General features: G+C 67.8%; 18 protein-coding genes, 3 tRNA genes and 2 pseudogenes. 10 read left to right on the top strand and 13 right to left on the bottom strand.

Annotated elements, in window-relative coordinates:
* Window positions 1–180 precede the first annotated feature (180 nt).
* Window positions 181–1,176, bottom strand: coding sequence for a bile acid:sodium symporter family protein (locus tag QE385_RS18785; RefSeq protein WP_307104488.1), 996 nt, complete (start codon window positions 1,174–1,176; stop codon window positions 181–183).
* Between the two features lie 404 nt (window positions 1,177–1,580).
* A complete protein-coding gene (locus QE385_RS18780) occupies window positions 1,581–2,048 on the bottom strand; it encodes an Lrp/AsnC family transcriptional regulator (RefSeq protein ID WP_307104486.1) in 468 nt (155 codons plus the stop codon).
* Between the two features lie 117 nt (window positions 2,049–2,165).
* On the opposite strand from QE385_RS18780, the gene QE385_RS18775 reads away from it, so the two are divergent.
* From QE385_RS18775 to QE385_RS18765, 3 genes are all read left to right on the top strand, one after another.
* Window positions 2,166–3,311 (top strand): PLP-dependent cysteine synthase family protein, encoded by a 1,146-nt coding sequence (locus QE385_RS18775; RefSeq protein ID WP_307104484.1) that lies wholly within the window; start codon window positions 2,166–2,168, stop codon window positions 3,309–3,311.
* Window positions 3,308–5,323, top strand: coding sequence for a M3 family metallopeptidase (locus QE385_RS18770; protein ID WP_307104482.1), 2,016 nt, complete (start codon window positions 3,308–3,310; stop codon window positions 5,321–5,323). Before QE385_RS18775 ends, QE385_RS18770 begins: the two co-directional genes overlap by 4 nt.
* 153 nt (window positions 5,324–5,476) lie before the next feature.
* Window positions 5,477–6,937: a globin-coupled sensor protein gene (locus QE385_RS18765; protein ID WP_307104480.1), complete on the top strand. Its 1,461-nt coding sequence runs from the start codon at window positions 5,477–5,479 to the stop codon at window positions 6,935–6,937.
* A 233-nt stretch (window positions 6,938–7,170) separates the two neighbouring features.
* On the opposite strand, the gene QE385_RS18760 is transcribed toward QE385_RS18765, so the two are convergent.
* The 3 genes from QE385_RS18760 to QE385_RS18750 all read right to left on the bottom strand — a co-directional run bounded on the left by QE385_RS18760 (window position 7,171) and on the right by QE385_RS18750 (window position 7,805).
* A tRNA-Ala gene (locus tag QE385_RS18760) sits at window positions 7,171–7,246 on the bottom strand.
* A gap of 72 nt (window positions 7,247–7,318) precedes the next feature.
* Window positions 7,319–7,394: transfer RNA gene (locus QE385_RS18755), tRNA-Ala, on the bottom strand.
* 87 nt (window positions 7,395–7,481) lie between these two features.
* The gene (locus tag QE385_RS18750) at window positions 7,482–7,805 is read right to left on the bottom strand and encodes a TIGR02300 family protein (protein WP_307104832.1); all 324 of its coding nucleotides are present in this window, start codon (window positions 7,803–7,805) and stop codon (window positions 7,482–7,484) included.
* A gap of 95 nt (window positions 7,806–7,900) precedes the next feature.
* Between QE385_RS18750 and aroA the strand changes: the two genes are divergently transcribed.
* From aroA to QE385_RS18715, 7 genes and pseudogenes are all read left to right on the top strand, one after another.
* On the top strand, window positions 7,901–9,232 hold the full coding sequence (gene aroA, locus QE385_RS18745) for a 3-phosphoshikimate 1-carboxyvinyltransferase (RefSeq protein WP_307104478.1): 1,332 nt from the start codon (window positions 7,901–7,903) through the stop codon (window positions 9,230–9,232).
* On the top strand, window positions 9,229–9,861 hold the full coding sequence (cmk, locus tag QE385_RS18740; protein ID WP_307104476.1) for a (d)CMP kinase: 633 nt from the start codon (window positions 9,229–9,231) through the stop codon (window positions 9,859–9,861). The genes aroA and cmk overlap by 4 nt, the downstream gene beginning before the upstream one ends.
* 388 nt (window positions 9,862–10,249) lie before the next feature.
* On the top strand, window positions 10,250–11,959 hold the full coding sequence (gene rpsA, locus QE385_RS18735) for a 30S ribosomal protein S1 (protein ID WP_307104474.1): 1,710 nt from the start codon (window positions 10,250–10,252) through the stop codon (window positions 11,957–11,959).
* 123 nt (window positions 11,960–12,082) lie between these two features.
* Window positions 12,083–12,397 (top strand): annotated as a pseudogene (locus QE385_RS18730) (integration host factor subunit beta); the annotation flags it as partial.
* A 111-nt stretch (window positions 12,398–12,508) separates the two neighbouring features.
* A tRNA-Leu gene (locus tag QE385_RS18725) sits at window positions 12,509–12,592 on the top strand.
* A gap of 5 nt (window positions 12,593–12,597) precedes the next feature.
* On the top strand, window positions 12,598–14,034 hold the full coding sequence (locus QE385_RS18720; RefSeq protein ID WP_307104473.1) for an ABC transporter substrate-binding protein: 1,437 nt from the start codon (window positions 12,598–12,600) through the stop codon (window positions 14,032–14,034).
* A 5-nt stretch (window positions 14,035–14,039) separates the two neighbouring features.
* Window positions 14,040–14,459 carry a DUF4112 domain-containing protein gene (locus QE385_RS18715; RefSeq protein WP_307104471.1) on the top strand — a complete coding sequence of 140 codons (420 nt, stop codon included), beginning with the start codon at window positions 14,040–14,042 and terminating at the stop codon, window positions 14,457–14,459.
* 8 nt (window positions 14,460–14,467) lie between these two features.
* On the opposite strand, the gene QE385_RS18710 is transcribed toward QE385_RS18715, so the two are convergent.
* The 8 genes and pseudogenes from QE385_RS18710 to QE385_RS18675 all read right to left on the bottom strand — a co-directional run bounded on the left by QE385_RS18710 (window position 14,468) and on the right by QE385_RS18675 (window position 21,100).
* Window positions 14,468–15,175 (bottom strand): ribonuclease T, encoded by a 708-nt coding sequence (locus tag QE385_RS18710; protein WP_307104469.1) that lies wholly within the window; start codon window positions 15,173–15,175, stop codon window positions 14,468–14,470.
* Entirely contained in the window at window positions 15,172–15,567 is a 396-nt protein-coding gene (locus QE385_RS18705; protein WP_307104467.1) for a hypothetical protein, read from the bottom strand. Before QE385_RS18705 ends, QE385_RS18710 begins: the two co-directional genes overlap by 4 nt.
* Before the next feature lie 26 nt (window positions 15,568–15,593).
* A pseudogene (gene nadC / locus QE385_RS18700) lies at window positions 15,594–16,378 on the bottom strand (carboxylating nicotinate-nucleotide diphosphorylase).
* Window positions 16,379–16,428: 50 nt separating this feature from the next.
* Window positions 16,429–17,415 (bottom strand): quinolinate synthase NadA, encoded by a 987-nt coding sequence (gene nadA, locus QE385_RS18695; protein ID WP_307104465.1) that lies wholly within the window; start codon window positions 17,413–17,415, stop codon window positions 16,429–16,431.
* A gap of 45 nt (window positions 17,416–17,460) precedes the next feature.
* Window positions 17,461–18,189 (bottom strand): DUF4230 domain-containing protein, encoded by a 729-nt coding sequence (locus QE385_RS18690; RefSeq protein WP_307104463.1) that lies wholly within the window; start codon window positions 18,187–18,189, stop codon window positions 17,461–17,463.
* The gene (locus tag QE385_RS18685) at window positions 18,171–19,031 is read right to left on the bottom strand and encodes an MBL fold metallo-hydrolase (protein WP_307104462.1); all 861 of its coding nucleotides are present in this window, start codon (window positions 19,029–19,031) and stop codon (window positions 18,171–18,173) included. The genes QE385_RS18690 and QE385_RS18685 overlap by 19 nt, the downstream gene beginning before the upstream one ends.
* A gap of 90 nt (window positions 19,032–19,121) precedes the next feature.
* Window positions 19,122–20,735, bottom strand: a complete 1,614-nt coding sequence (locus QE385_RS18680; protein WP_307104460.1) for a M56 family metallopeptidase — start codon at window positions 20,733–20,735, stop codon at window positions 19,122–19,124.
* Window positions 20,732–21,100, bottom strand: coding sequence for a BlaI/MecI/CopY family transcriptional regulator (locus QE385_RS18675; RefSeq protein WP_307104458.1), 369 nt, complete (start codon window positions 21,098–21,100; stop codon window positions 20,732–20,734). The genes QE385_RS18680 and QE385_RS18675 overlap by 4 nt, the downstream gene beginning before the upstream one ends.
* Window positions 21,101–21,120: the final 20 nt, after the last annotated feature.

Here is a 21,120-nt window from a genome sequence, read left to right as displayed (position 1 = left end):
GGCAACACTCCATCAACCCCGTTCCCAGGGCCTCAAGTGCGCCGATCTGTCGTGACTGCATCGGTCGACCAGGTCGGCCACCGCTGCGGTGAAACCCCTCTAGGCCGAGGCCGCACGGGGGTCAACAGGTTTTTTCACACCAATGTCGTTTTTCTTGCGCGAGCCTGAAATATCCTGTCGCTAGGCTTTCTCGCTCGCCCGGGCCCCCTCGCCCTCCCCATCGGCCTGCTCGCCATAATGACGTGCGAGCATGGCGCAGGCGATGAGCTGGATCTGGTGGAAGAGCATGACCGGCAGCAGGATGATGCCGACCTGCGCCGCCGGGAACAATACGCCCGCCATCGGCACGCCCGAAGCGAGGCTCTTCTTCGACCCGCAAAATTGCAGCACGATCGCGTCGGCCCGTGGCAGGCGCATGATCCGCGCGATCAGGAACGTCGCGGTCAGGATTACGCCGAGCAGCAACAGGCACAGCAGGGCCAGCTTCCCCAGATCGGCGGGCGACACGCGCGACCACAGCCCCTCGACCACCGCCGCGCCAAAGGCCGTATAGACGACGAGCAGGATCGAGCCGCGATCGACGATGGTCAGCAGCGACTTGCGACGGGCCACGAACCCGCCGATCCAGGGGCGCAGCAGATGGCCGATCACGAACGGCGCCAGCAATTGCAGCAGGATGCCCTCGATCGACGCCAGCGAGACGCCGCCCCCGCCATCGACCTTCATCAACAAGGCCACCAGGGCCGGGGTCAGTACGATGCCCAGCAAATTGGAAAAGGAGGCACTGCAGATCGCCGCCGCGACATTGCCGCGTGCGATCGCGGTGAAGGCGATCGAGGATTGCACCGTCGAGGGCAGCAGGGTTAGGAACAGGATGCCGGTCGCCAGCGACGGATCGACGCCGGGCATATGCGACAGGGCAAGGCCGAGCAGCGGAAACAGGATGAAGGTCGACGCCAGCACCGCCAGATGGAGCGGCCAGTTTCGCAGCCCTTGCCAGATCGCGTCGCGCGACAGCTTGGCACCGTGCAGGAAGAACAGAAGGACGATCCCCGCATCCGCCATATAGCCCGCATAGACGGCGAATGCCCCGCGCGCGGGTAGGATGGTCGCCAGCAGGACGGTACCCAGCAGGCTGAGCACAAAGGGTTCGAAGATGGAAAAAAGGCGCTGCATCGTCGGCGCTCCCTGAAATGGCGGTCGAGCACCGGCTGTCTGAACGGACCGGCACGGCCTTGCGCGCCAGATAGGTCATGAAGGCTGTCGCTGCCAAGCGCGTGGGGACGATGTTGCAAAGGAAAATGGGGGGAGCGATGGCCGATACGCTCAACCCCCATCCCGGTCGTCCAGCCGATGCCGGTCTCACCGGCGGCTTCCACTCCCGTTTATGATTCTGTCTTCGTTGGCCGACGACGCCCTCATTCCGTAGGGGAAAGCGCGGCCAAAAAAAAGGCCGGTCTTGCGACCGGCCGGAAAGTTTTTAGGAGAGGATGCCTGAAAGGCCCGTCCCTTGTGCATCGCAGCAGCGATTGACGCAACTGCAACCTCAACAAATGCAGTTGCATAAAATGCAATCCATATCATCGGGACGGCTGGGGCAGCGGGATCGCGGTGCTGTGCTTGATCTCCTCCATCGCGAAGGCGGCGCTGACATCGACCAGGCGGACGCGTTCGATGAGGCGCTTATAGACCCGGTCATAGGATTTGATGTCGGCCACGCGGATCTTGAGCAGATAGTCGATCTCCCCCGCCATGCGGTAGAACTCGACGACCTCGGGCATGTCGTTCACCGCCTTGGCGAAATCATCGAGCCAGGCGGCGGAATGCTCGGCGGTGCGCACGCTGACGAAGACGGTCATCCCCGCATCCAGCTTTTCCGGATCGAGCAGCGCCACCCGGCCGAGGATGATCCCCTCCTCCTCCAGCCGCCGGATGCGCCGCCAGCAGGCATTTTGCGAAAGATTCACCCGTGCGGCCACTTCGGCGACCGACAGGCTGGCATCCGCCTGGAGCTGGGCGAGGATGGCGGTGTCAATTCTATCGATCATATGGTCCTCACATGGGATTTTCTCACACCAAACACCGATTGAACCGCCAACTTTGGTATGATTTCGCGATCAGAACCGCATATCCTTTCCGGCAACGAAGGAAAATATGCCATGTTGATGACCGCGCCCCCCCGCCCCGCCACCGATCAGGATGCGATCCAGGGCGCAGTCGATGCGCTGGGCATCGCCGTCACGGAGAAGCCGGTCGACCGGCATTTCGTCGACGCCGCGCTGGCGGTGCTCGACCGGGATCGGCGCCGTTGCCCGGAAACCCCGCTGCTGGCCGTCACCCTCCCCTCGGCACCCCATGTCGACCTGTATCTGAAGGACGAGTCGGCACATCCGACGGGCAGCCTGAAGCATCGGCTGGCGCGCTCGCTGTTCATCGGCGGGATCGTCGCGGGCGTCATTCGCGCGGGTCGCCCGCTGGTCGAGGCGTCGTCGGGATCGACGGCGGTGTCGGAGGCCTATTTCGCGCGGCTGCTCGGCCTGCCCTTCCACGCCGTCATGCCCGCCAGCACCGCGGGCGCCAAGATCGCCGCGATCCGGGCGCAGGGCGGCCAATGCCATCTGGTCGAGCCGCACCGCCTGTATGACGAGGCGCGCGACCTGGCCGATGCGCTGGGCGGCGTCTATCTCGACCAGTTCACCAATGCCGCGCCCGCGACCGACTGGCGCTGCGACAATATCGCCTCGGCGATCCTGACCCAGATGGCGGGCGAGCCGCATGCCGTTCCCGAATGGATCGTGGTGGGCGCGGGCACCGGCGGGACCGCCGCCACGATCGGGCGGCATTGTCGCTATCGCGGGCTTCCCACCCGGCTTTGTGTCGCCGATGTCGAGCATAGCGCCTTTTTCCAGGGCTATCGCGACGACGATCCCACCGCGCGCTGCCCCTCGCCTTCGCGGATCGAGGGGGTCGGCCGCCCTCGGGTCGAGCCATCCTTCCTGCCCGGTGCGATCGACCGGATGATGAAGCTGCCCGACGCCGTGTCGATCGCCGGGATGCGGATCGCGGGCGAGTGTCTGGGGCGGCCGGTGGGGCCGTCGACGGGCGCGAACTTCGTCGCCGGCGCGCTGCTGGCGCTGGACATGACCGCCGCCGGACGAGCCGGATCGATCGCCACGCTGATCTGCGACCATGGCGCGCGCTATGCCGATTGCCACCATGATCCGCGCTGGTTGGCGCATCAGGGGCTTGCCGAAAGCGTCGACGCTGCCGAGATGTCGCTTCGCACGATGTTGCTCAAGGACGCCGAATGACCATCAATCCGCTTCTCGCCGATACCGACCTTCCCGATTTCGCCGCCGTCCGGCCCGAGCATCTGGTGCCCGCCGCCCTGGCGCTGATCGCCGATGCCCGCGCCGCCGCCGACCGGATCGGCGGATCCAACGCCAGCGATTTCGCCGATGTCGTGCTGGCCAGCGAGCGCGCGGGGTTCGCGATAGCGCGCGGCTGGTCGCCCGCCGGGCATCTTCATTCGGTCGCCGACACCCCCGAGCTGCGCGCCGCCTATGCCGAGGCGCAGGCGATGCTCGCCGAATATGGGCTGGAGGCCGGACAGGATCCGCGCCTGTTCTCCGCGTTCAACCGGGTCGACCTCGCGCCGCTGACCGAGACCGAGGCCCGCGCGGTCGTGCTGGCCCGCCGTGACTTCACTTTGTCGGGCGTCGGGCTGGACGATGCGGCCAAGGCGCGGTTCCGTGAGATCGGGGTCGAGCTGAACAAGCTGACCACCGAGTTCGGCAATGCCGTGCTCGATTCGAGCGAGGCCTGGGGCGAGCACGTCACCGACGAGGCGCTGCTGTCGGGCCTGACCGACAATGCCAAGGCGATCCTGGCCGCCTATGCCGCCGAAAAGGAGCTGGATGGTTGGCTCGTCACGCTGCGCGAACCCAGCGTTCAGGCGATTCTGACCCAGGCCGACAATCGCGACCTGCGCGCGCGTGTCGCCAAGGCCTATGCCACCCGCGCCTCGGACCAGGCCGCCGATCCCACCCATGACAACAGCGCCCGGATCGACCGCATCCTGGAGTTGCGCCATGAGGCCGCCCGGCTGCTCGGCTTCTCCGACGCCGCCGCGCGCTCGGTCGAGACCAAGATGGCGCAGTCGGCCGACGAGGCGCTGGCCTTCCTGTCCGACCTGGCCGCACGAGCCCGCCCGCTGGCGGAGCGCGAACTGGCCGAGGCGAGCGCCTATGCCGCCGAGACATTCGGCATCGCCAAGCTGGAGCCCTGGGACACCGGCTATGTCGCCGAGCATATGCGCCGCGAACGCTTCGGCGTCGATCGCGAGGCGATCCGCGCCTATTTCCCCCTGCCCCGCGTCATGGAGGGCACGACCGCGCTGATCGAGCGGCTCTATGGCATTCGCCTGGTCGAGCGGCCGGGCGTATCGGTGTGGAATGACGCCGTCCACTATTATGACGTGCAGGATGCGAGCGGCGAGATCGTCGCGGGCGTCTATTGTGATTTCCATGCACGCGCGGGCAAGCGCGGGGGTGCCTGGATGGACGTGTGCCGTCCGCGCTTCCGCGATGCCGACCGGTTCCATCGGCCGATCGCCTATCTGACCTGCAACTTCCCGCCCGCGACGGGCGATACGCCCGCGCTGCTGGCACACGGCGATGTGGTCACGCTGCTCCACGAGTTCGGCCATGTGCTCCACCATCTGCTCACCGAGGTCGACCTGCCCTCGATCGGCGGGATTTCCAGCGTGGAATGGGATGCGGTCGAGCTGCCCAGCCAGTTCATGGAGAATTTCGCCTGGGACCGCGACACGCTGACCCAGTTGTCCGCGCATGTCGAAACCGGCGAGCCGCTGCCCGACGACCTGTTCGCCAAGATGCTGGCGGCGCGGCGGTTCCAGGCCGGGCTGTTCCTGCTGCGCCAGATCGAATTCGCGACCTTCGACCTGCGGCTGCATCGTGACTTCGACCCGGCACAGGGCGGCCGGGTGATGGCGGTGCTGAACGCGGTGCGCGACGAGGTGGCGGTGATTCGCCCGCCCGAATGGAATCGCTTCCCGCACAGCTTCGCCCATATCTTTGCGGGCGGCTATGCGGCGGGCTATTACAGCTATCTCTGGGCCGAGCTGCTGTCGGCCGATGCCTTCGCCGCCTTTGCCGAGGAAGGCCAGGTGGCGGGCGACCGGTTCCGCCGCGAGGTGCTGGCGCGCGGGGCGAGTCGTCCGGCCGCCGAGAATTTCCGCGCTTTCCGCGGCCGCGCGCCGGAGCCGGATGCGCTGCTGCGCCATCACGGGCTGGCCGCCTGAGCCCAGGGGCCGGGTTCGCGCAGGCGGCCCGGCCCGTTTCGGGGCCGATCGCGTAACCGACGTGGGTTGCGGGAAAAAATCGTGCCCCATCGGTAACGGCCACGGCTTCTTAACCCTCTTTGCCATAACAGGGCATGGCATGGAGGATGGGCCGTGAGCGGATCGGAACATATTGATTTTGAGCAGAGGCTGGCGGCGTTCGACTATGACGCGCAAAGCTATGCGACCTTCCCGATGGTCAAGCGCGCGATCGAACGGCACGCCCCCGCGGCGCTGACCGCGCTATACCGTCACATCGCCAACACGTCGCAGATCCGGGGGCTGTTCGCGTCGCAGGCGCGGATGGACCATGCCCGCGACAAGCAGATGGAGCATTGGCGCAAGCTGTTCTCGCGCCCGCTCGACCGCGACTATGCCGCCTCCTCGACCCATATCGGGCAGGTCCATGCGCGGATCGGGCTGGCGCCGACCTGGTATATCAGCGGCTATGCGCGGATGCTGGAATATGTCCTGCCCAAGCTGATCCTCGGGCGGCTGCTCTGGCCCTTCGGCGCGCGGCGGCGTGCACGGGCGGCGACCGCGCTGGTCAAGGCGTCGCTGATCGACATGGATATCGCGCTGGCCGCCTATTTCGAGGCCGAACAGGCCGGGCGGCGCGCGGTCATCGAACGCTGCGGTGCGGTGTTCGACCGGATGGCGAAGGGCGACCTGACCGCCTCGCTCGACGGGCTGCCGACCGAATATCAGGCGCTGGCCGACAGTTTCGAGGCGATGCGCACCCAGATGTGCGCAACGCTGGGCGTGGTGACCCAGTCGGGCGAGGAGATCCGCATCGGGTCGGGCGACATCCGGCTGGCCTCGGACGACCTGTCCGACCGCACCAAGCAGCAGGCCGCCTCGCTGGAGGAAACGGCGGCGGCGATGCAGCAGATCACCACCACGGTCCGCCAGACCGCCGACGGCGCCTCGCGAGCCAACCGGATCGTCGGCGAGGCGCGTCAGGAAGCCGAGGAATCGGGCCAGATCGTCCGCCGCGCGGTCGAGGCGATGGGCGGGATCGAGCGCGCCTCGTCCGAAATCAGCGAGATCATCAGCGTCATCGACGGCATCTCGTTCCAGACCAACCTGCTGGCGCTGAACGCGGGGGTCGAAGCGGCGCGCGCGGGCGAGGCGGGCAAGGGCTTTGCCGTCGTCGCCAGCGAGGTCCGCGCACTGGCGCAGCGGTCCGCCGAGGCGGCCAAGGACGTCAAGACGCGAATCCTCGCCTCGTCCGACCAGGTCGGCACGGGCGTCGAGCTGGTCAACGAGGCCGGCGAGGCGCTGCAGCGAATCATCGGACGGATCGGCGAGATCAGCGAGCTGGTGTCGCAGATCGCGGCCTCGGCCGGGCAACAGTCGATCGGGCTGCAACAGGTCAACACCGCGGTTTCCGAGATGGACGGCGTGACCCAGCGCAATGCCGCGATGGTCGAACAGGCCACCTCGTCCGCGCGCAAGCTGGCGCTGGAAGCCGAAACGCTGGCCCGCGAAGTCGCCCGTTTCCGGCTGACCGACATGACCGGCGACGCCGCCAACCCCGTTCATCGAATGCAGCGGCGGCTGGCGGCGGTCTGATCGGGCCTGACGGCGCGTTTTCCATTCTCCGGGGAAGTTACTGTCCCACCCGTTTGCGCTGAGCGAAGTCGAAGCGCATGGGCAGCCTTTGCCGCCTGGCGAAGCCCTGTTCCTTCGCCTTCGCTCAGGCAGAGGCGGTCCTGCGGACTTCCCCGACGCGACGCGACGCACAACGCGAAAAAACCACCCATGGACGATCAGGGCGGTTGACGCTGTCAGCGATGTCGAAAAGATGGTGGAGCCGAGGGGGATCGAACCCCTGACCTTCGCAATGCCATTGCGACGCTCTCCCAGCTGAGCTACGGCCCCATCGATGTCGGCATGGCCCGGCGGGATGCGGGTCAGCCTGTCAGCAGCTTAGCTGCCGACGTTCCTGCGGAATGGTGGAGCCGAGGGGGATCGAACCCCTGACCTTCGCAATGCCATTGCGACGCTCTCCCAGCTGAGCTACGGCCCCGTTCCGCTGTGGAGGCAGCCCACTAGCGGGGCCGCCGGGGCTCGGCAAGTACTTTTTTCAGGTCCCTGCCGAACCCCGTCGAACGACTTAGTGTTCGTCGTCCTCGCTGGACGTCTCGACGCCCAGATCGTCGTCGCCGCCCAGATCGACTTCATCGTCGGGCGAGGGCTCTTCGTCCTCACCCGTGATGTCCAGATCCTCGTCGTCGCCGCCCGCCAGATCGCTGTCGGCTTCCTTGTTCTCGGCCTTGACCTGCTCGAACGGCAGGGGCTGCTTCGACTTCAGGATGGGCTCGGGCTCCCACTGCGTCCCGCAATTGATGCAGGTCACGGGGTCGTCCTTTTCGAGGTCGTAAAAGCGCGTCGCGCATTTCGGGCACGTACGCTTCGTGCCCCATTCCGGCTTGATCATGCCGTTCATACCTTTCGGATTGGGTTTTCCGCCGGAGCGAAAAGTGGGCGCGCCTTGCCACAGCGCAAGGCCCCTGTCAAAAGCCCGCGCCATCTATGGCGCACACTCTTCCCCAGCCTCGCACCGTGCGAGCCGCCGCCGCCCTTCGCGGCACCATCGCCGTTCCGGGCGACAAATCGATCAGCCACCGCTCGCTGATGCTCTCCGCGCTCGCGGTCGGGCAAAGCCGGGTCCGGGGCCTGCTGGAGGGCGAGGACGTGCTCGCCACCGCCAGCGCGATGCGCGCGATGGGCGCCGACATCGTCCGGCAGGATGACGGGGTGTGGGTGATCCACGGCGTCGGTGTCGGCGGGCTGCTCCAGCCCGAGACCGCGCTCGACATGGGCAATTCGGGCACCTCGACGCGGTTGCTGATGGGTCTGGTCGCCAGCCATCCGATCACCGCCACCTTCACCGGCGACGCCTCTTTGTCCAAGCGCCCGATGGGCCGCGTCATCGATCCGCTGTCGCAGATGGGTGCGCAGTTCCAGGACACGCCGGGCGGCCGTCTGCCCCTGATGGTCCGGGGAATCAGCCCTGCGGTGCCCATCCGCTACACCCTGCCCGTCGCCTCGGCGCAGGTGAAGTCGGCGATCCTGCTCGCGGGGCTCAATACGCCGGGCGAAACGACGGTGATCGAGCCGATTGCGACCCGCGACCATAGCGAGCGGATGCTGGCGGGCTTCGGCGCCGAGCTGACCGTTACCCCCTCCCCTGAAGGCCGGATCATCACGATTCGCGGGCAAGCCGAGCTGAAGCCGCAGGATATCGTGGTGCCGGGCGACCCCTCCTCGGCCGCCTTCTGGCTGGTCGCGGGGTCGATCGTGCCGGGTGCCGATGTGACGATCACCAATGTCGGCATGAACCCGACCCGCACCGGCATCATCGCGGCACTCAAGATGATGGGCGCGGACATCACCGAGCTGGACGCGCGCATCGTCGGCGGCGAGCCGGTGGCCGACCTGCGCGTCCGCCATGCGCCCCTGACGGCGATCGAGGTCCCGCCCGAGCTGACGCCGAGCATGATCGACGAATATCCCGTGCTGTTCGTCGCCGCCGCCTTCGCGACCGGCACGACCATCGCACGCGGCGCGGAGGAACTGCGCGTCAAGGAGTCGGATCGCATCACCGCCATGGCCGACGCGCTTGGCGCGTGCGGTGTCCGTTGCGAGGAATATGAGGACGGCATGGCCGTGACCGGCACCGGCGGCGATCCGATCCCCGGCGGCGCGACCATCGCGACCCTGCTCGACCACCGGATCGCGATGAGCATGACCATCGCCGCGCTGAACGCCCGTGATCCGATCACGCTGGACGATGCAGCCCCCGTCGCGACCAGCTATCCCGTCTTCTTCGACACGCTGGAGTCGCTGGGGGCGCTGGCATGATCATCGCGGTCGACGGACCGGCAGCCAGCGGCAAGGGCACCATCGCCCGCGCGCTGGCAAGGCATTACGGGCTGCCCCATCTCGACACCGGGCTGCTCTATCGCGCCGTGGCGGCGACGGTGCGTGCGATGCACCTCGACCCGACGCGCGAGGCCGATGCGGTCGCGGCGTGCAGCTTCGACGACAGCCTACTCGCCGATCCGGCCTTGCGCGATGACGAGACGGGCAAGCTCGCCTCGGTCGTGTCGGCGCATCCGCTGGTCCGCGCCGCATTGCTCCAGCGGCAGAAGCGCTTCGCCAACCAGCCGGGCGGTGCCATCCTCGACGGACGCGATATCGGCACGGTCATCGCCCCCGACGCCGACGCCAAGCTGTTCGTGAAGGCCAGCCCGCAGGTCCGCGCGCGGCGGCGGCATAACGAGCTGGCGGCCAACGGCTCGACCGCGAGCTTCGAGCAGGTGCTGGCCGACATCCGCGCCCGCGACGAGCGCGACAGCGGCCGGACGACGGCCCCCCTCACCCAGGCGGCGGATGCGGCGGCGCTGGATACGTCCAGCCTGACGATCGAAGCGGCGGTCGCCCGCGCGATCCAGTTCGTCGACGCCCAGGTCGCGGCCAAGGGGCGCTAACATAATCCTCCCCAGCATGGGGAGGTGGCAGCGCGTCAGCGCTGACGGAGGGGGGCCAGCCCCAAAGGTCAAACCTGTGCGGCACGCCCCCTCCACCACCGCTTCGCGGCGGTCCCCCTCCCCGTGCCGGGGAGGATAGCCCTCACCTTGCACAAAACCCCATTTTCGGCTAAGGCACCCGCGCTCGCGGACCCTGTTCCGCGGAGAGGCTGACGCAGGGCCTTGCCCTCAGCGTCCTTTCCGCATTTGTCGCGGACCGCCGCTTTTCCGTGTTTCAGTCACATCTTCGGGCCTGGTGGCGTCGACATGGGGTCGGCGCGGCCATCGTCGAAGGCCGGGGCCGAATCTCCGACCGGAGGCGAAAAACTTTCAGGAACCTAACCCTTTTATGGCAACCAACCCCCAGCCCACGCGCGACGATTTCGCGGCGATGCTCGATGACATGTTCGGCGGTGCCGACAGCTTCGAGGGTCGCGTCGTGCATGGCACCGTCACCGCGATCGAAAACGACATGGCCGTCATCGACGTCGGTCTGAAGTCGGAAGGCCGTGTGCCCCTCCGCGAATTCGCTGCCCCCGGCCAGAAGGCCGACCTGAAGGTCGGTGACGAGGTCGAGGTCTATGTCGACCGCGTCGAGAACATGCACGGCGAAGCGATGCTCAGCCGCGACCGCGCGCGCCGCGAGGCCGCCTGGGACAAGCTGGAGCTCGAATTCTCGAAGTCGGCCCGCGTCGAAGGCGTGATCTTCGGCCGCGTGAAGGGTGGCTTCACCGTCGACCTGAACGGCGCCGTGGCGTTCCTGCCCGGCTCGCAGGTCGACATCCGCCCCGTCCGCGACGTCACCCCGCTGATGGACATCCCGCAGCCGTTCCAGATCCTGAAGATGGACCGCAAGCGCGGCAACATCGTCGTGTCGCGTCGCGCGGTCCTGGAAGAGACCCGCGCCGAGCAGCGTTCGGGCCTGATCCAGAGCCTGGCCGAAGGTCAGATCATCGACGGCGTCGTCAAGAACATCACCGATTACGGTGCGTTCGTCGACCTGGGCGGCATCGACGGCCTGCTGCACGTCACCGACCTGTCGTACAAGCGCGTCAATCATCCGTCGGAGATGATCGCGATCGGCGACACCGTGCGCGTCCAGATCATCCGCATCAACAAGGACACGCAGCGCATCTCGCTCGGCATGAAGCAGCTCGAGAGCGATCCGTGGGATGGCGCCGGCGCCAAGTACCCGGTCGGCGCGAAGCTGTCGGGCCGCGTCACGAACATCACCGAATATGGTGCGTTCGTCGAGCTGGAGCCGGGCATCGAAGGCCTGGTCCATGTGTCGGAAATGTCCTGGACCAAGAAGAACGTCCATCCGGGCAAGATCGTGTCGACGAGCCAAGAAGTCGATGTGGTCGTCCTCGAGGTCGATCAGGAAAAGCGCCGCATCAGCCTCGGCCTCAAGCAGGCTCAGGCCAATCCGTGGGAGGCGTTCGCCGCCGCTCATCCGATCGGCTCGACCGTCGAGGGCGAAGTCAAGAACGCGACCGAGTTCGGCCTGTTCATCGGCCTGGACAACGATGTCGACGGCATGGTCCACATGTCGGACATCGCCTGGGGCGTGTCGGGTGAGGATGCCCTCAACCTGCACCGCAAGGGCGAAGTCGTTCAGGCCGTGGTTCTGGACATCGACCCCGAGAAGGAGCGCATCTCGCTCGGCATGAAGCAGCTCGAGCGCGGCGGCCCCGTCGCCGGCGGCGTGGCTGCGGCTGGCGATCGCCTGAACAAGAACCAGGTCGTCACCGTGACCGTCCTCGAAGTCCGCGACGCAGGGCTGGAAGTCCAGGCGGGCGACGATGGTGCGACCGGCTTCATCAAGCGTACCGATCTGGGTCGCGACCGTGACGAGCAGCGCCCCGAGCGCTTCCAGGTCGGCCAGAAGTTCGACGCGATGGTCACCGGCTTCGATCGTTCGAAGAAGCCGACCTTCTCGGTCAAGGCGATGCAGATCGCCGAAGAGAAGCAGGCGGTGGCGCAGTACGGTTCGTCCGACTCGGGCGCGTCGCTGGGCGACATCCTGGGCGAAGCGCTGAAGGCGCGCGGCCAGAAGTAAGCCGTAAGGCCGGGACACATCCGCTTTGCCGGATGTGTCCCGGTTTCGCACGCAATGGAACCAGTCCGTCGCTTAATCGTATAATAAAATCGCTTTCAGCAGCGAGAAACACAGGTTAGGAACGGCGCGTCTGTAGCTTGGGACAAGACGATGATCCGTTCGGAACTGGTACAAAAAATCGGTCAACACAATCCGGGGCTGAACCCGCGCGAAGTCGAGTTGATCGTAACCATCTTCTTCGATGAGATTACCAAGCGGCTGGCCGATAACGGTCGTGTCGAACTTCGTGGTTTCGGTGCCTTTTCTACCCGCGCGCGCAGCGCCCGCACAGGCCGCAATCCCCGGACCGGCGAAACCGTCGATGTCGACGCCAAGCGCGTTCCCTATTTCAAGCCCGGCAAGGAAATGCGTGCCCGCCTGAACGTCGAGGGGGCCTGATCCTTCTCGCCGCCACGCGGCGGGCCGACCGGATCGGGTGAGGTTCCTGCTCCCCGATGATCGGTCCATGCTTGACGTGGGCGACAACCTCGTCTCTTCCTGTGCCCGTGCGCGGACGTGGCGAAACCGGTAGACGCTGCCGACTTAAAATCGGCTTCCTATGGAGTGCGGGTTCGAGTCCCGCCGTCCGCACCATCCTGTTGACCGGCGCGCTGCTTGCCACTTCGGCTTGCGAGCGGCGGGCCGATACGGGTGCGGTTATCGTCAGTGCGGTTCGGCCCTCCCCCGACAAGACGCCGCAGAAACGCGACCCGGCCAACGCCAGCGGCGGCGACATGCCGCATCGGCTGCTGCGTGACTCCTTGGCGCAGGGGCTCGTGCGGTTCGACGCCAATGGACAGATCGAGCCGGGGCTGGCCGAGCGCTGGATCGTCATCGACGAGGGCGGCAGCTATATCTTCCGGTTGCGCGAGGCGACGTGGAATGACGGGTCGCCCGTCACCGCCGAACAGGTCGTGCCGATCCTGCGCCGTCTGATCACGCCCGGCTCGGGCAATCCGCTTGCGCCGTTTCTGACCGCCATCGACGAGATCGTCGTGATGACCCCGCAGGTCATCGAGGTCCGGCTGTCGCGTCCACGCCCCGATCTGCTGAAACTCTTCGCCCAGCCCGAAATGGCGATCATCGACCGCGCGCGTCATGGCACGGGGCCGTTCCGCATCGTCCGGGCCGGGCCTCCGCCCCTGCTCCGCCTGATCCCCGACCCCCGCCGCGCCGAGCCCGAAGACGATGCGACGCCCGCGCCGGAGGACGATGTCCGCCTGATCGGCGAAAGCGCCGCACGGGGCATTCTTCGCTTTTCGCGCGGCGCGTCCGATCTGATGCTCGGCGGGCGGTTCGAGAATTGGCCGCTGCTCGATCTGGCGAAGATCGCCCCGGCGGCGGTGCGGGCCGATCCCGCCGCCGGGCTGTTCGGCTTCGCCATCGCCAGCCGGGACGGGTTTCTGGGGGATGCGGCGAACCGCCAGGCGCTGTCGGCCGTGTTCGACCGGGCCGCCTTGCTCGGGGCGATCGCGCCCAATTGGGAGGCCAGCGACCGCCTGCTGCCCGATGCGCTGGATTCGGACGCGCCGCCGCAAATCCCCGGCTGGGCGCTTCTGACGCTGGACGAACGCCGCGCCGCCGCCCGCGCCCGTGTCGCGGCCTGGGGACAGCCCGTGCACCTGCGCATCGCCCTGCCGCAAGGGCCGGGGGCGAACATGCTGTACGGACAGGTCGGCGCGACGCTGCTGTCGGTTGGCATCGTGCCCGAGCGCGTGGCTCTGGACGCGCCCGCCGACCTCAGGCTGATCGATGCGGTCGCCCCCTTCGACAGCGCGCGCTGGTATCTCGCCACCGCCTGCGCGCCGTGCGGCGATGCCGCCCGTGCGGCCATCGAGCAGGCCCGGCTGGCGCCCACTCTGGCCGCCCGCAGCGCGGCGATCGCCGCCGCCGATGCCGCGCTCAACGCCGATACGCCCTATATCCCGCTGGCGCGTCCGCTGCGCTGGTCGCTGGTCAGCGGACGCCTGCGCCAGTTCCAGGCCAATAGCCGCGCCTGGCATCCATTGAACCGCCTGCGCGCCGCCCCCAATTGAGGAGCATGGCCAAAGCGTCTTCCATCGATTCCTCGATCTTCGACAACCTTCCCCTGGACAAGGGGATCACCGCCAGTCGCCAGCGGATCGAGGCGATGGAAAGGCTGTTGGAGCGCGTCGTCGTGCTGCCGGGGATCAATCGGCCGATCGGGCTCGACGTGATGCTGGGGCTGGTGCCCGTGATAGGCGACATCGCCGCCGCCGCGCTGGGCAGCTACATCATCTGGGAAGCGCGCAATCTGGGCCTGTCGCGGTTCCAGATGGCGCGGATGATGGCCAATGTCGGATTCGACGCGGTGCTGGGCTTCGTGCCCTTGATCGGGGATGCGGCGGACGTGCTGTTCCGGTCCAACACGCGCAATCTACGGATCATCCGCAAGCATCTCGACAAGCATCATCCCTCCACCGTCACGGTGGAGGGATAAGCCGGACGTCAGCGCTGACCGCGCCAGATCTTGATCGGCGCGCCGGGTTGCAGGCCGCCCTGATGCGCGGGGCAGCGGGTATAGCGGAACGCCTTGTTCAGGCAGATCCAGATTTCGTCCAGCCAGTTCTCGCGGGTCGCGGTGACGCGCATCATGTCCGCGGTCATGCCCCGGTTCGCCGCCGCCACTGCGGTCGCGACGTCACCGGCGGTCAGATTGCCCTGACGCGACAGCGCCATCATGTCGGGGAAGCGCAGGCCGTGATAAAGCGCATTGGACTGCTGGAAATAACGCGCCGGGCTGTAGCCCGCCATGCAGGTGCCATGCTTGGCCCATTCATGCTGCATCAGCTGCGCCGAGGGGGTGGCGCAGATGTGACGGCGGACCACCGCCTGGGGCAGGATCGCGGTCGGGCGACAATATTGCGGCCACTCCTTCTCCTCGCCATCCGGCCACAGGCCGTGCAGCGTGAAGCCGAAACGGTTGCCCGTGCCGCACTGGAAGCGGCTGTCGCCCTTCGGATCGAGGCAATATTGCGGGCTCCAGGTGATCGCCAGCGTATAGCTGCCGATGGGCAGCACGCGGGTCGGCTGGCTGGCGCTGGGCAGGTCGGGGCGGATGCGCTGCGGCCCCGAGGGGGCGGTGCATTGCAGCGTCTGCGCCGACAGCATCTGCGGCGCGGCCAGCATCGCCAGCCCGATCAGGATCGTCTTCATGCTTCGTTCTCCTCCGCCTTGGCACGATACCAGGCCAGCGCATTGGGTCGCACCAGCATCACCACCGCGACCAGCGACGCCGCCGCCTGCACCGCCGTCAGCACGCCGAACATCCCCTCCGCCAGCGCGCCGACCGACACCTGGTACAGAAAGCCCAGCAGGTTGAGCACGGTCATCACGATCAGCAGGCCCAGCCCGATCCGGCTCGCCAGCCGGGTGGTCCACAGCGTCGCCAGCAGGAACAGCCCGATCAGCAGGACATTGGCGAAGATCGCGATGCCGACCCCCGCCTGCGCCACGGTATCGTTCCAGCCCAGCGCCGCCAGCACCACCAGCAACAGGATGGCGAGCAACGACAGCCGCTCGCCCAGGATCACCGATTTGGGTCGCAAGACCTTTCCCCTCTTCAGGCCACGGCTCAGACCGCGGCGAAATCCAGCCCGATATCCGCCGCCGGGGCGGACTGGGTCAAGCGACCGACGCTGACATAGGTCACGCCCGTCTCCGCCAGCGCGCGGATCGTGTCCAGACGGACACCGCCCGATGCCTCGGTGGGTACGCGGCCCGCGACCTTGGCGACGCCCTCGGCCAGCATCGCCGGGCCCATATTGTCGAGCAGCAGATGCGTCGCGCCTGCCGCGAGGGCCGGTTCGATCTGGTCGAGCGTATCGACCTCGACGATAATCCGTGCGATCCCCGCCGCCTTCGCCGCCGCGACCGCCGGGCCGATACCGCCCGCGACCGCGACGTGATTGTCCTTGATCATCGCCGCATCCCACAGGCCCATGCGGTGGTTCTGCGCGCCGCCCATGCGGGTGGCGTATTTCTCCAGCAGGCGCAGGCCAGGGATGGTCTTGCGCGTGTCGAGCAGCGTAGCCCCCGTCCCCGCCATGGCCGCGACATAGGCCGCCGTCATCGTCGCGATGCCCGAGAGATGCTGAACGGTGTTGAGCGCGGACCGCTCGGCGGTCAGCATCGCGCGGGCCTGGCCCGACAGGCGGAGCAGCGCGGTGCCCGGCGCGACGGCGGCGCCGTCCTCGACCAGCCGCTCGATCGCGACCTCGGGGGGTCGAGACGGCGGAAGAACGCCTCCGCGACGGGCAACCCCGCTACGGTGATCGCGTCGCGGCTGGCCATGGTGCCCACGAAGCGCGCGCTCGCGGGGATCACGGCGGCGGAGGTGATGTCGCCGCCCGGCCCCATATCCTCGGCCAGCGTCGCGGTGACGAAGCCGTCGAGGTCGAAGCCCTCGATCACGAACGCGGACCCAGATCGCCCTTGCCGACCGTCCCGCTCGCCAGGGTCAGCATCGCGTCGAGGCTCTTCTTGGCCTGGAGCCGCAGCCCTTCCTCGATCTCGACGCGCGGGGTCAGGTCGCGGAGCGCCAGATACAGCTTCTCCATCGTGTTCAGCGCCATGTACGGGCAGATGTTGCAGTTGCAATTGCCGTCCGCGCCGGGGGCGCCGATGAAGGTCTTGCCCGGCATCGCCTTCTGCATCTGGTGGATGATGTGCGGCTCGGTCGCGACGATCAGCGTGTCGCCGGTGATGCCCTGCGCGAATTCCAGGATGCCCCGCGTCGAGCCGACATAATCGGCATGATCCAGGATGACGGCGGGGCATTCGGGATGCGCGGCGATCGGCGCATCGGGGTACTGCGCGCGCAGCTTCAGCAGTTCGGTCTCGCTGAACGCCTCGTGCACGATGCACACGCCCGGCCATAGCAGCATGTCGCGCCCGGTCTTGCGCGCCAGATAGCCGCCCAGATTACGGTCGGGGCCGAAGATGATCTTCTGCGCCGGGTCGATCTGCGCCAGGATCTGCTCGGCGGAGGACGACGTCACGATAATGTCGGACAGCGCCTTCACCTCGGTCGAGCAATTGATATAGGTCAGCGCGATGTGATCCGGGTGCTGCGCGCGGAACTCGGCGAACTGTTCGGGAGGACAGCTGTCCTCCAGGCTGCATCCGGCCGCCATGTCGGGCAGCACGACGATCTTGTCGGGCGACAGGATCTTGGCCGTCTCCGCCATGAAGCGCACGCCGCAAAAGGCGATGACGTCCGCATCGGTCGCCTGCGCCTTGCGGCTGAGGTCCAGGCTGTCGCCGACGAAATCGGCCAGGTCCTGAATCTCGGGCTTCTGGTAATAATGGGCGAGGATGACGGCGTTGCGTTCCTTGCGGAGCCGGTCGATCTCGGCGCGCAGGTCGAGGCCCGTCAGATTCGTCTGGATGGTCATGTTTCCTCCCCTAAGCGCAAGGCGGTGCCCCGACAATCGGGCACGTCATCCGCCGTTGCCCAGAACCTCCTGCACCGTCCGGGTCGTGTCCCAGCGTTCGTCGTCCCCGGCCTCGTCGGCGTAGCGGACCTTGACGGTCGCATCGACCCCGGCGGCACGCAGCGGCATCGCGAAGCTGCGTTCGACCGCGCGGCGGGTGGCGTCGCGCGCCAGCTTCATCGGCGCAGGGCCTCGCGCCTGTCGCATCAGCTCGACCTGTCCGGCGGTGCGGTTGGCGGCGTCCAGCCGCTGCTCGGCATCGGTGAAGGTGGTCAGCACCCCGCCCGAGCCATATTCGCGGATCGCCGCCATATCGACCTGCGGCCCATCGATCTCGAGCGGCGGCAGGGTGACGGTCAGCACATGGTCGCCCGCATCCCAGCGGACATCCTGCTGGCGCAGCTTGCCCAGATCGACCTCATAGCGGACCATGCCCGGCATGATGAGCGTCCGTTCGGTCGAAAAGCCCAGTTGCGACTGGCGCGAGGTGACGACGGCGACATAGCGGGCGGCAAAGGCCGACAGCCGGTTCTGCTCGCGCAGGCCCTCCAGGCTGGCGCGCGCGATGGTGGTGGGATCGGGGGTCAGCCGGTCGGCGACATAGCGCTGTACCCCCCAGGCCGCGATCAGCCCGGCCAGGACCAGCAGGACGAGGACGCCCGCCGCCTTGGCCATGAACAGGCCGAAGCCGCCGCGCCGCGTCTCGACCGGCGGGGTCACGCCGCGATCGTCCATGATGCTCCCTCCTCGCGGACCAGTCCCCGCATTCGCAGATCGTAAAGATGCGCCAGCACCGAGCGTTCCGCCGCGGGCAGCAATTTGGGGTTCAGCCCGACATACATGCGCGCGGTCATCGCGGCTACCTCGAGCGGATCGCCGCCGCCCAGCAGGCGCAATATCTGCCCCTCGCGCTGCTTGCGATGGCCCAGCATGCCACGCACCAGACGCTGGGGATTGTCCACCGCCTCGCCATGCCCCGGATAATAGACGCGGTCGTCGCGCTCCATCAGCTTTTCGAGACTGGCCATATAGGCGCCCATGTCGCCATCGGGGGGCGAGACGATGCTGGTCGACCAGCCCATGACGTGATCGCCGGAGAACAGCGCCTTGGTCTCGGGCAGCGCGAAAGCGAGATGGTTGGAGGTGTGGCCCGGCGTCGCGAGGGCGGTCAGCGTCCAGCCATCGCCCGACACCCCCTCCCCCTCGGCCAGCACCCGGTCGGGGGCATAGTCGCGGTCGAAGGCGGCGTCGGACCGGCCGCCTTCATAATCGGGCGCGAAGGGCGCGGCGCCGACGACGGGCGCCCCCGTCGCGCGGGCGAGCGGGCGGCTGGCCGGGCTGTGATCGCGGTGATGATGGGTGACCAGGATCGCGGCGACCGGCCGCCCGGCGATCACGTGCAACAGGGCATCCAGATGGGCGGGATCGTCGGGGCCGGGATCGATCACCGCCACGTCGCGGTCACCGACGATATGCGTCTGCGTCCCCGTATAGGTGAAGGGTGAAGGATTGGGAGCGAGCACGCGGGAGACCAGCGGCTCAAGCAGGATCGGAATGCCGGTCGGGTGCTCAGCCATCCCGCATCATGTGGGCAAGCCGCCGATAAAGAGCAACCCCTGTACCCATTGACCGGGCACAGGGGTCGAGGGGGGTAAAGTCGGGACGGATCAATCCGCGTCGCGGTCCGCCATTTCGGCCTTGAGCTCCGCCGTCGCCTCGTTCAGCCCCTTCAGGGCATCGCGCCGGGCGTCTTCGGACAGGTTGCGGTCACGATTGATCGAGGCGCGGGCGCTCTCGATGCTGGCGAGCGCGATCCGCATGTTGGTCTGGGCCGAACGTTGGGCGTTCAGGGCGGACAGCGACGCCAGGCGCGCGGATTGCTCGATCCGGTCGGTGCAGATGATCGTGACCTGCCGCCGGGTCTCGCCGTCGACGGTGGTATAGCTGGTCCGGCTGTCGCTGCCGCTCGTGCCGCAGCTGCGCGACTGGACGATCGGCATCGGGGGCATCGGCACCATCGGGACGACAGCGTTGCGGTCGAAAATCCGGACCTTGTGCCCGTTGCGCAAGGTGACGACGCGGATGCGCGGCACGGCCGGGGCCTGGGGCGCGGCGGGCGCTTCGACGGCCGGCGAGGTGGTTGGCACGGCGGGAATGGCGGGCGGCGCGGGCGGGGTCGCCGCGATGGCGACTGCGGGCCTGGCGGTCACCACCGGGGCGATCGGCGCGGACGGCGCGGTGGGCGGGTCGGACAATTCGGGTGCCGTCTGAGCGACCGCGGGCAGGACCGCCGCCGTGCTGGTCAGGTCGACGCCGATGGTCCGCTCGACCCGCTCGGTCAGTGCCGCCGCCGCCGGGGTGCCCGATGCCGTCAGGCCCAGCCCCGCCAGCACGAGCAGCGATACGCTGGCCCCACCCGCCACCAGCTGGCGACGCGAAGTCGGAGAAGTGGTCAACATCTTCAGCCTCCCTTTCAGATCCTCGATGGTGTGCAGGTGACAGGCGCCCGACAGCGCGCGGCCATGCGCGGCCTTCACGATGGCGCAGGCATAGACATGCCGGTCGGCGCGGCTGCGCCCCTTCAGGACACGTGCGTCGTTGGCCAGTTCCTGATCGGCACGAAAGGCGTGGAAGGCCCGCCACGCCAGCGGGTTGAACCAGTGGAGCGCCAGCACGCCCAGCGCGATCCAGTTGGCGATCAGATCGCCGCGCGCATGGTGGCCCAGCTCATGCGCCAGCGCCAGGTCGCGCTCGTCGGCGTCGTAACGCTCGGCGAAATCGCGCGGAAAGGCGACATAGCGGTGCCAGATCCCGAAGGCGAGCGGCCCCGGCGCGCCGTCGCTGGCGACCACGCGCACGCCCTTGACCGCGTCCAGCGTCTCCGCCGTCGCGAGCAACCGCGTGCGGAACCGCCAATGGCGCAGGAGCTGGAACCCCAGAAAGCCCCCCGCCCCGACGATCCAGACCAGTGCCACCGCCTGCGCCACCATCGGCCAGAGGCTGGGCGCGGCGAGCGGCGCGGGCAGCTGCTCGGCCATCGGCACCATGACATAGGCGGTGAAGCGTTCGCTGGCCGCCGCGAGAGGCGGGGTGGCCTGTTCCGAAAGGCCGCGCGGCAGCGGGGGCAGGACCAGCCGGAGCAGCGGCAGCGCCCAGAGCGCATAAGCGACCTGCGGCCCGAAGGCCCGGCGGACATGGCCCCGCGCCAGCAGCACCAGCCCCATCAGCAGGGCAGAGGCGATCATCGCCTCCACCGCCCAGCCCAGTTGCGCGCCGCTCACGCCTTCAGCTCCTTGAGCAGCGCCTCGATCTCGGAAATGTCCTGCGCGGTCAGTTCGTCGCGCTCGGCCAGATGCGCGACCAGCGGGGTCAGGCGGCCGCCGAACAGCCGGTCGATCAGGCGGCGGGACTCGCCCACGACATAATCGTCACGCGCCACCAGCGGGCGATAGAGATAGCGCCGCCCCTGCTCCTCATGCGCGATCGCTTCCTTGGCGAGAAGACGGCCGAGCAGCGTCTTGACGGTGTTGGTGGTCCAGCCGCGTTCGGGATCGACCCGCTCGGCAACATCCTGCGCGGTCAGCGGCGAGTCCTCCCACAGGACCTCCATCACCGCATGTTCGGCATCGCTGATACGCTCGGCCATCGACTCGCCCCTTCATTGAC

The organism is Sphingomonas sp. SORGH_AS_0950 (assembly GCF_030818415.1).
Taxonomy (GTDB): Bacteria; Pseudomonadota; Alphaproteobacteria; order Sphingomonadales; family Sphingomonadaceae; genus Sphingomonas.
Note: the sequence above shows the minus strand (reverse complement) of the source record. Positions and strands in the feature narration are given on the sequence as shown.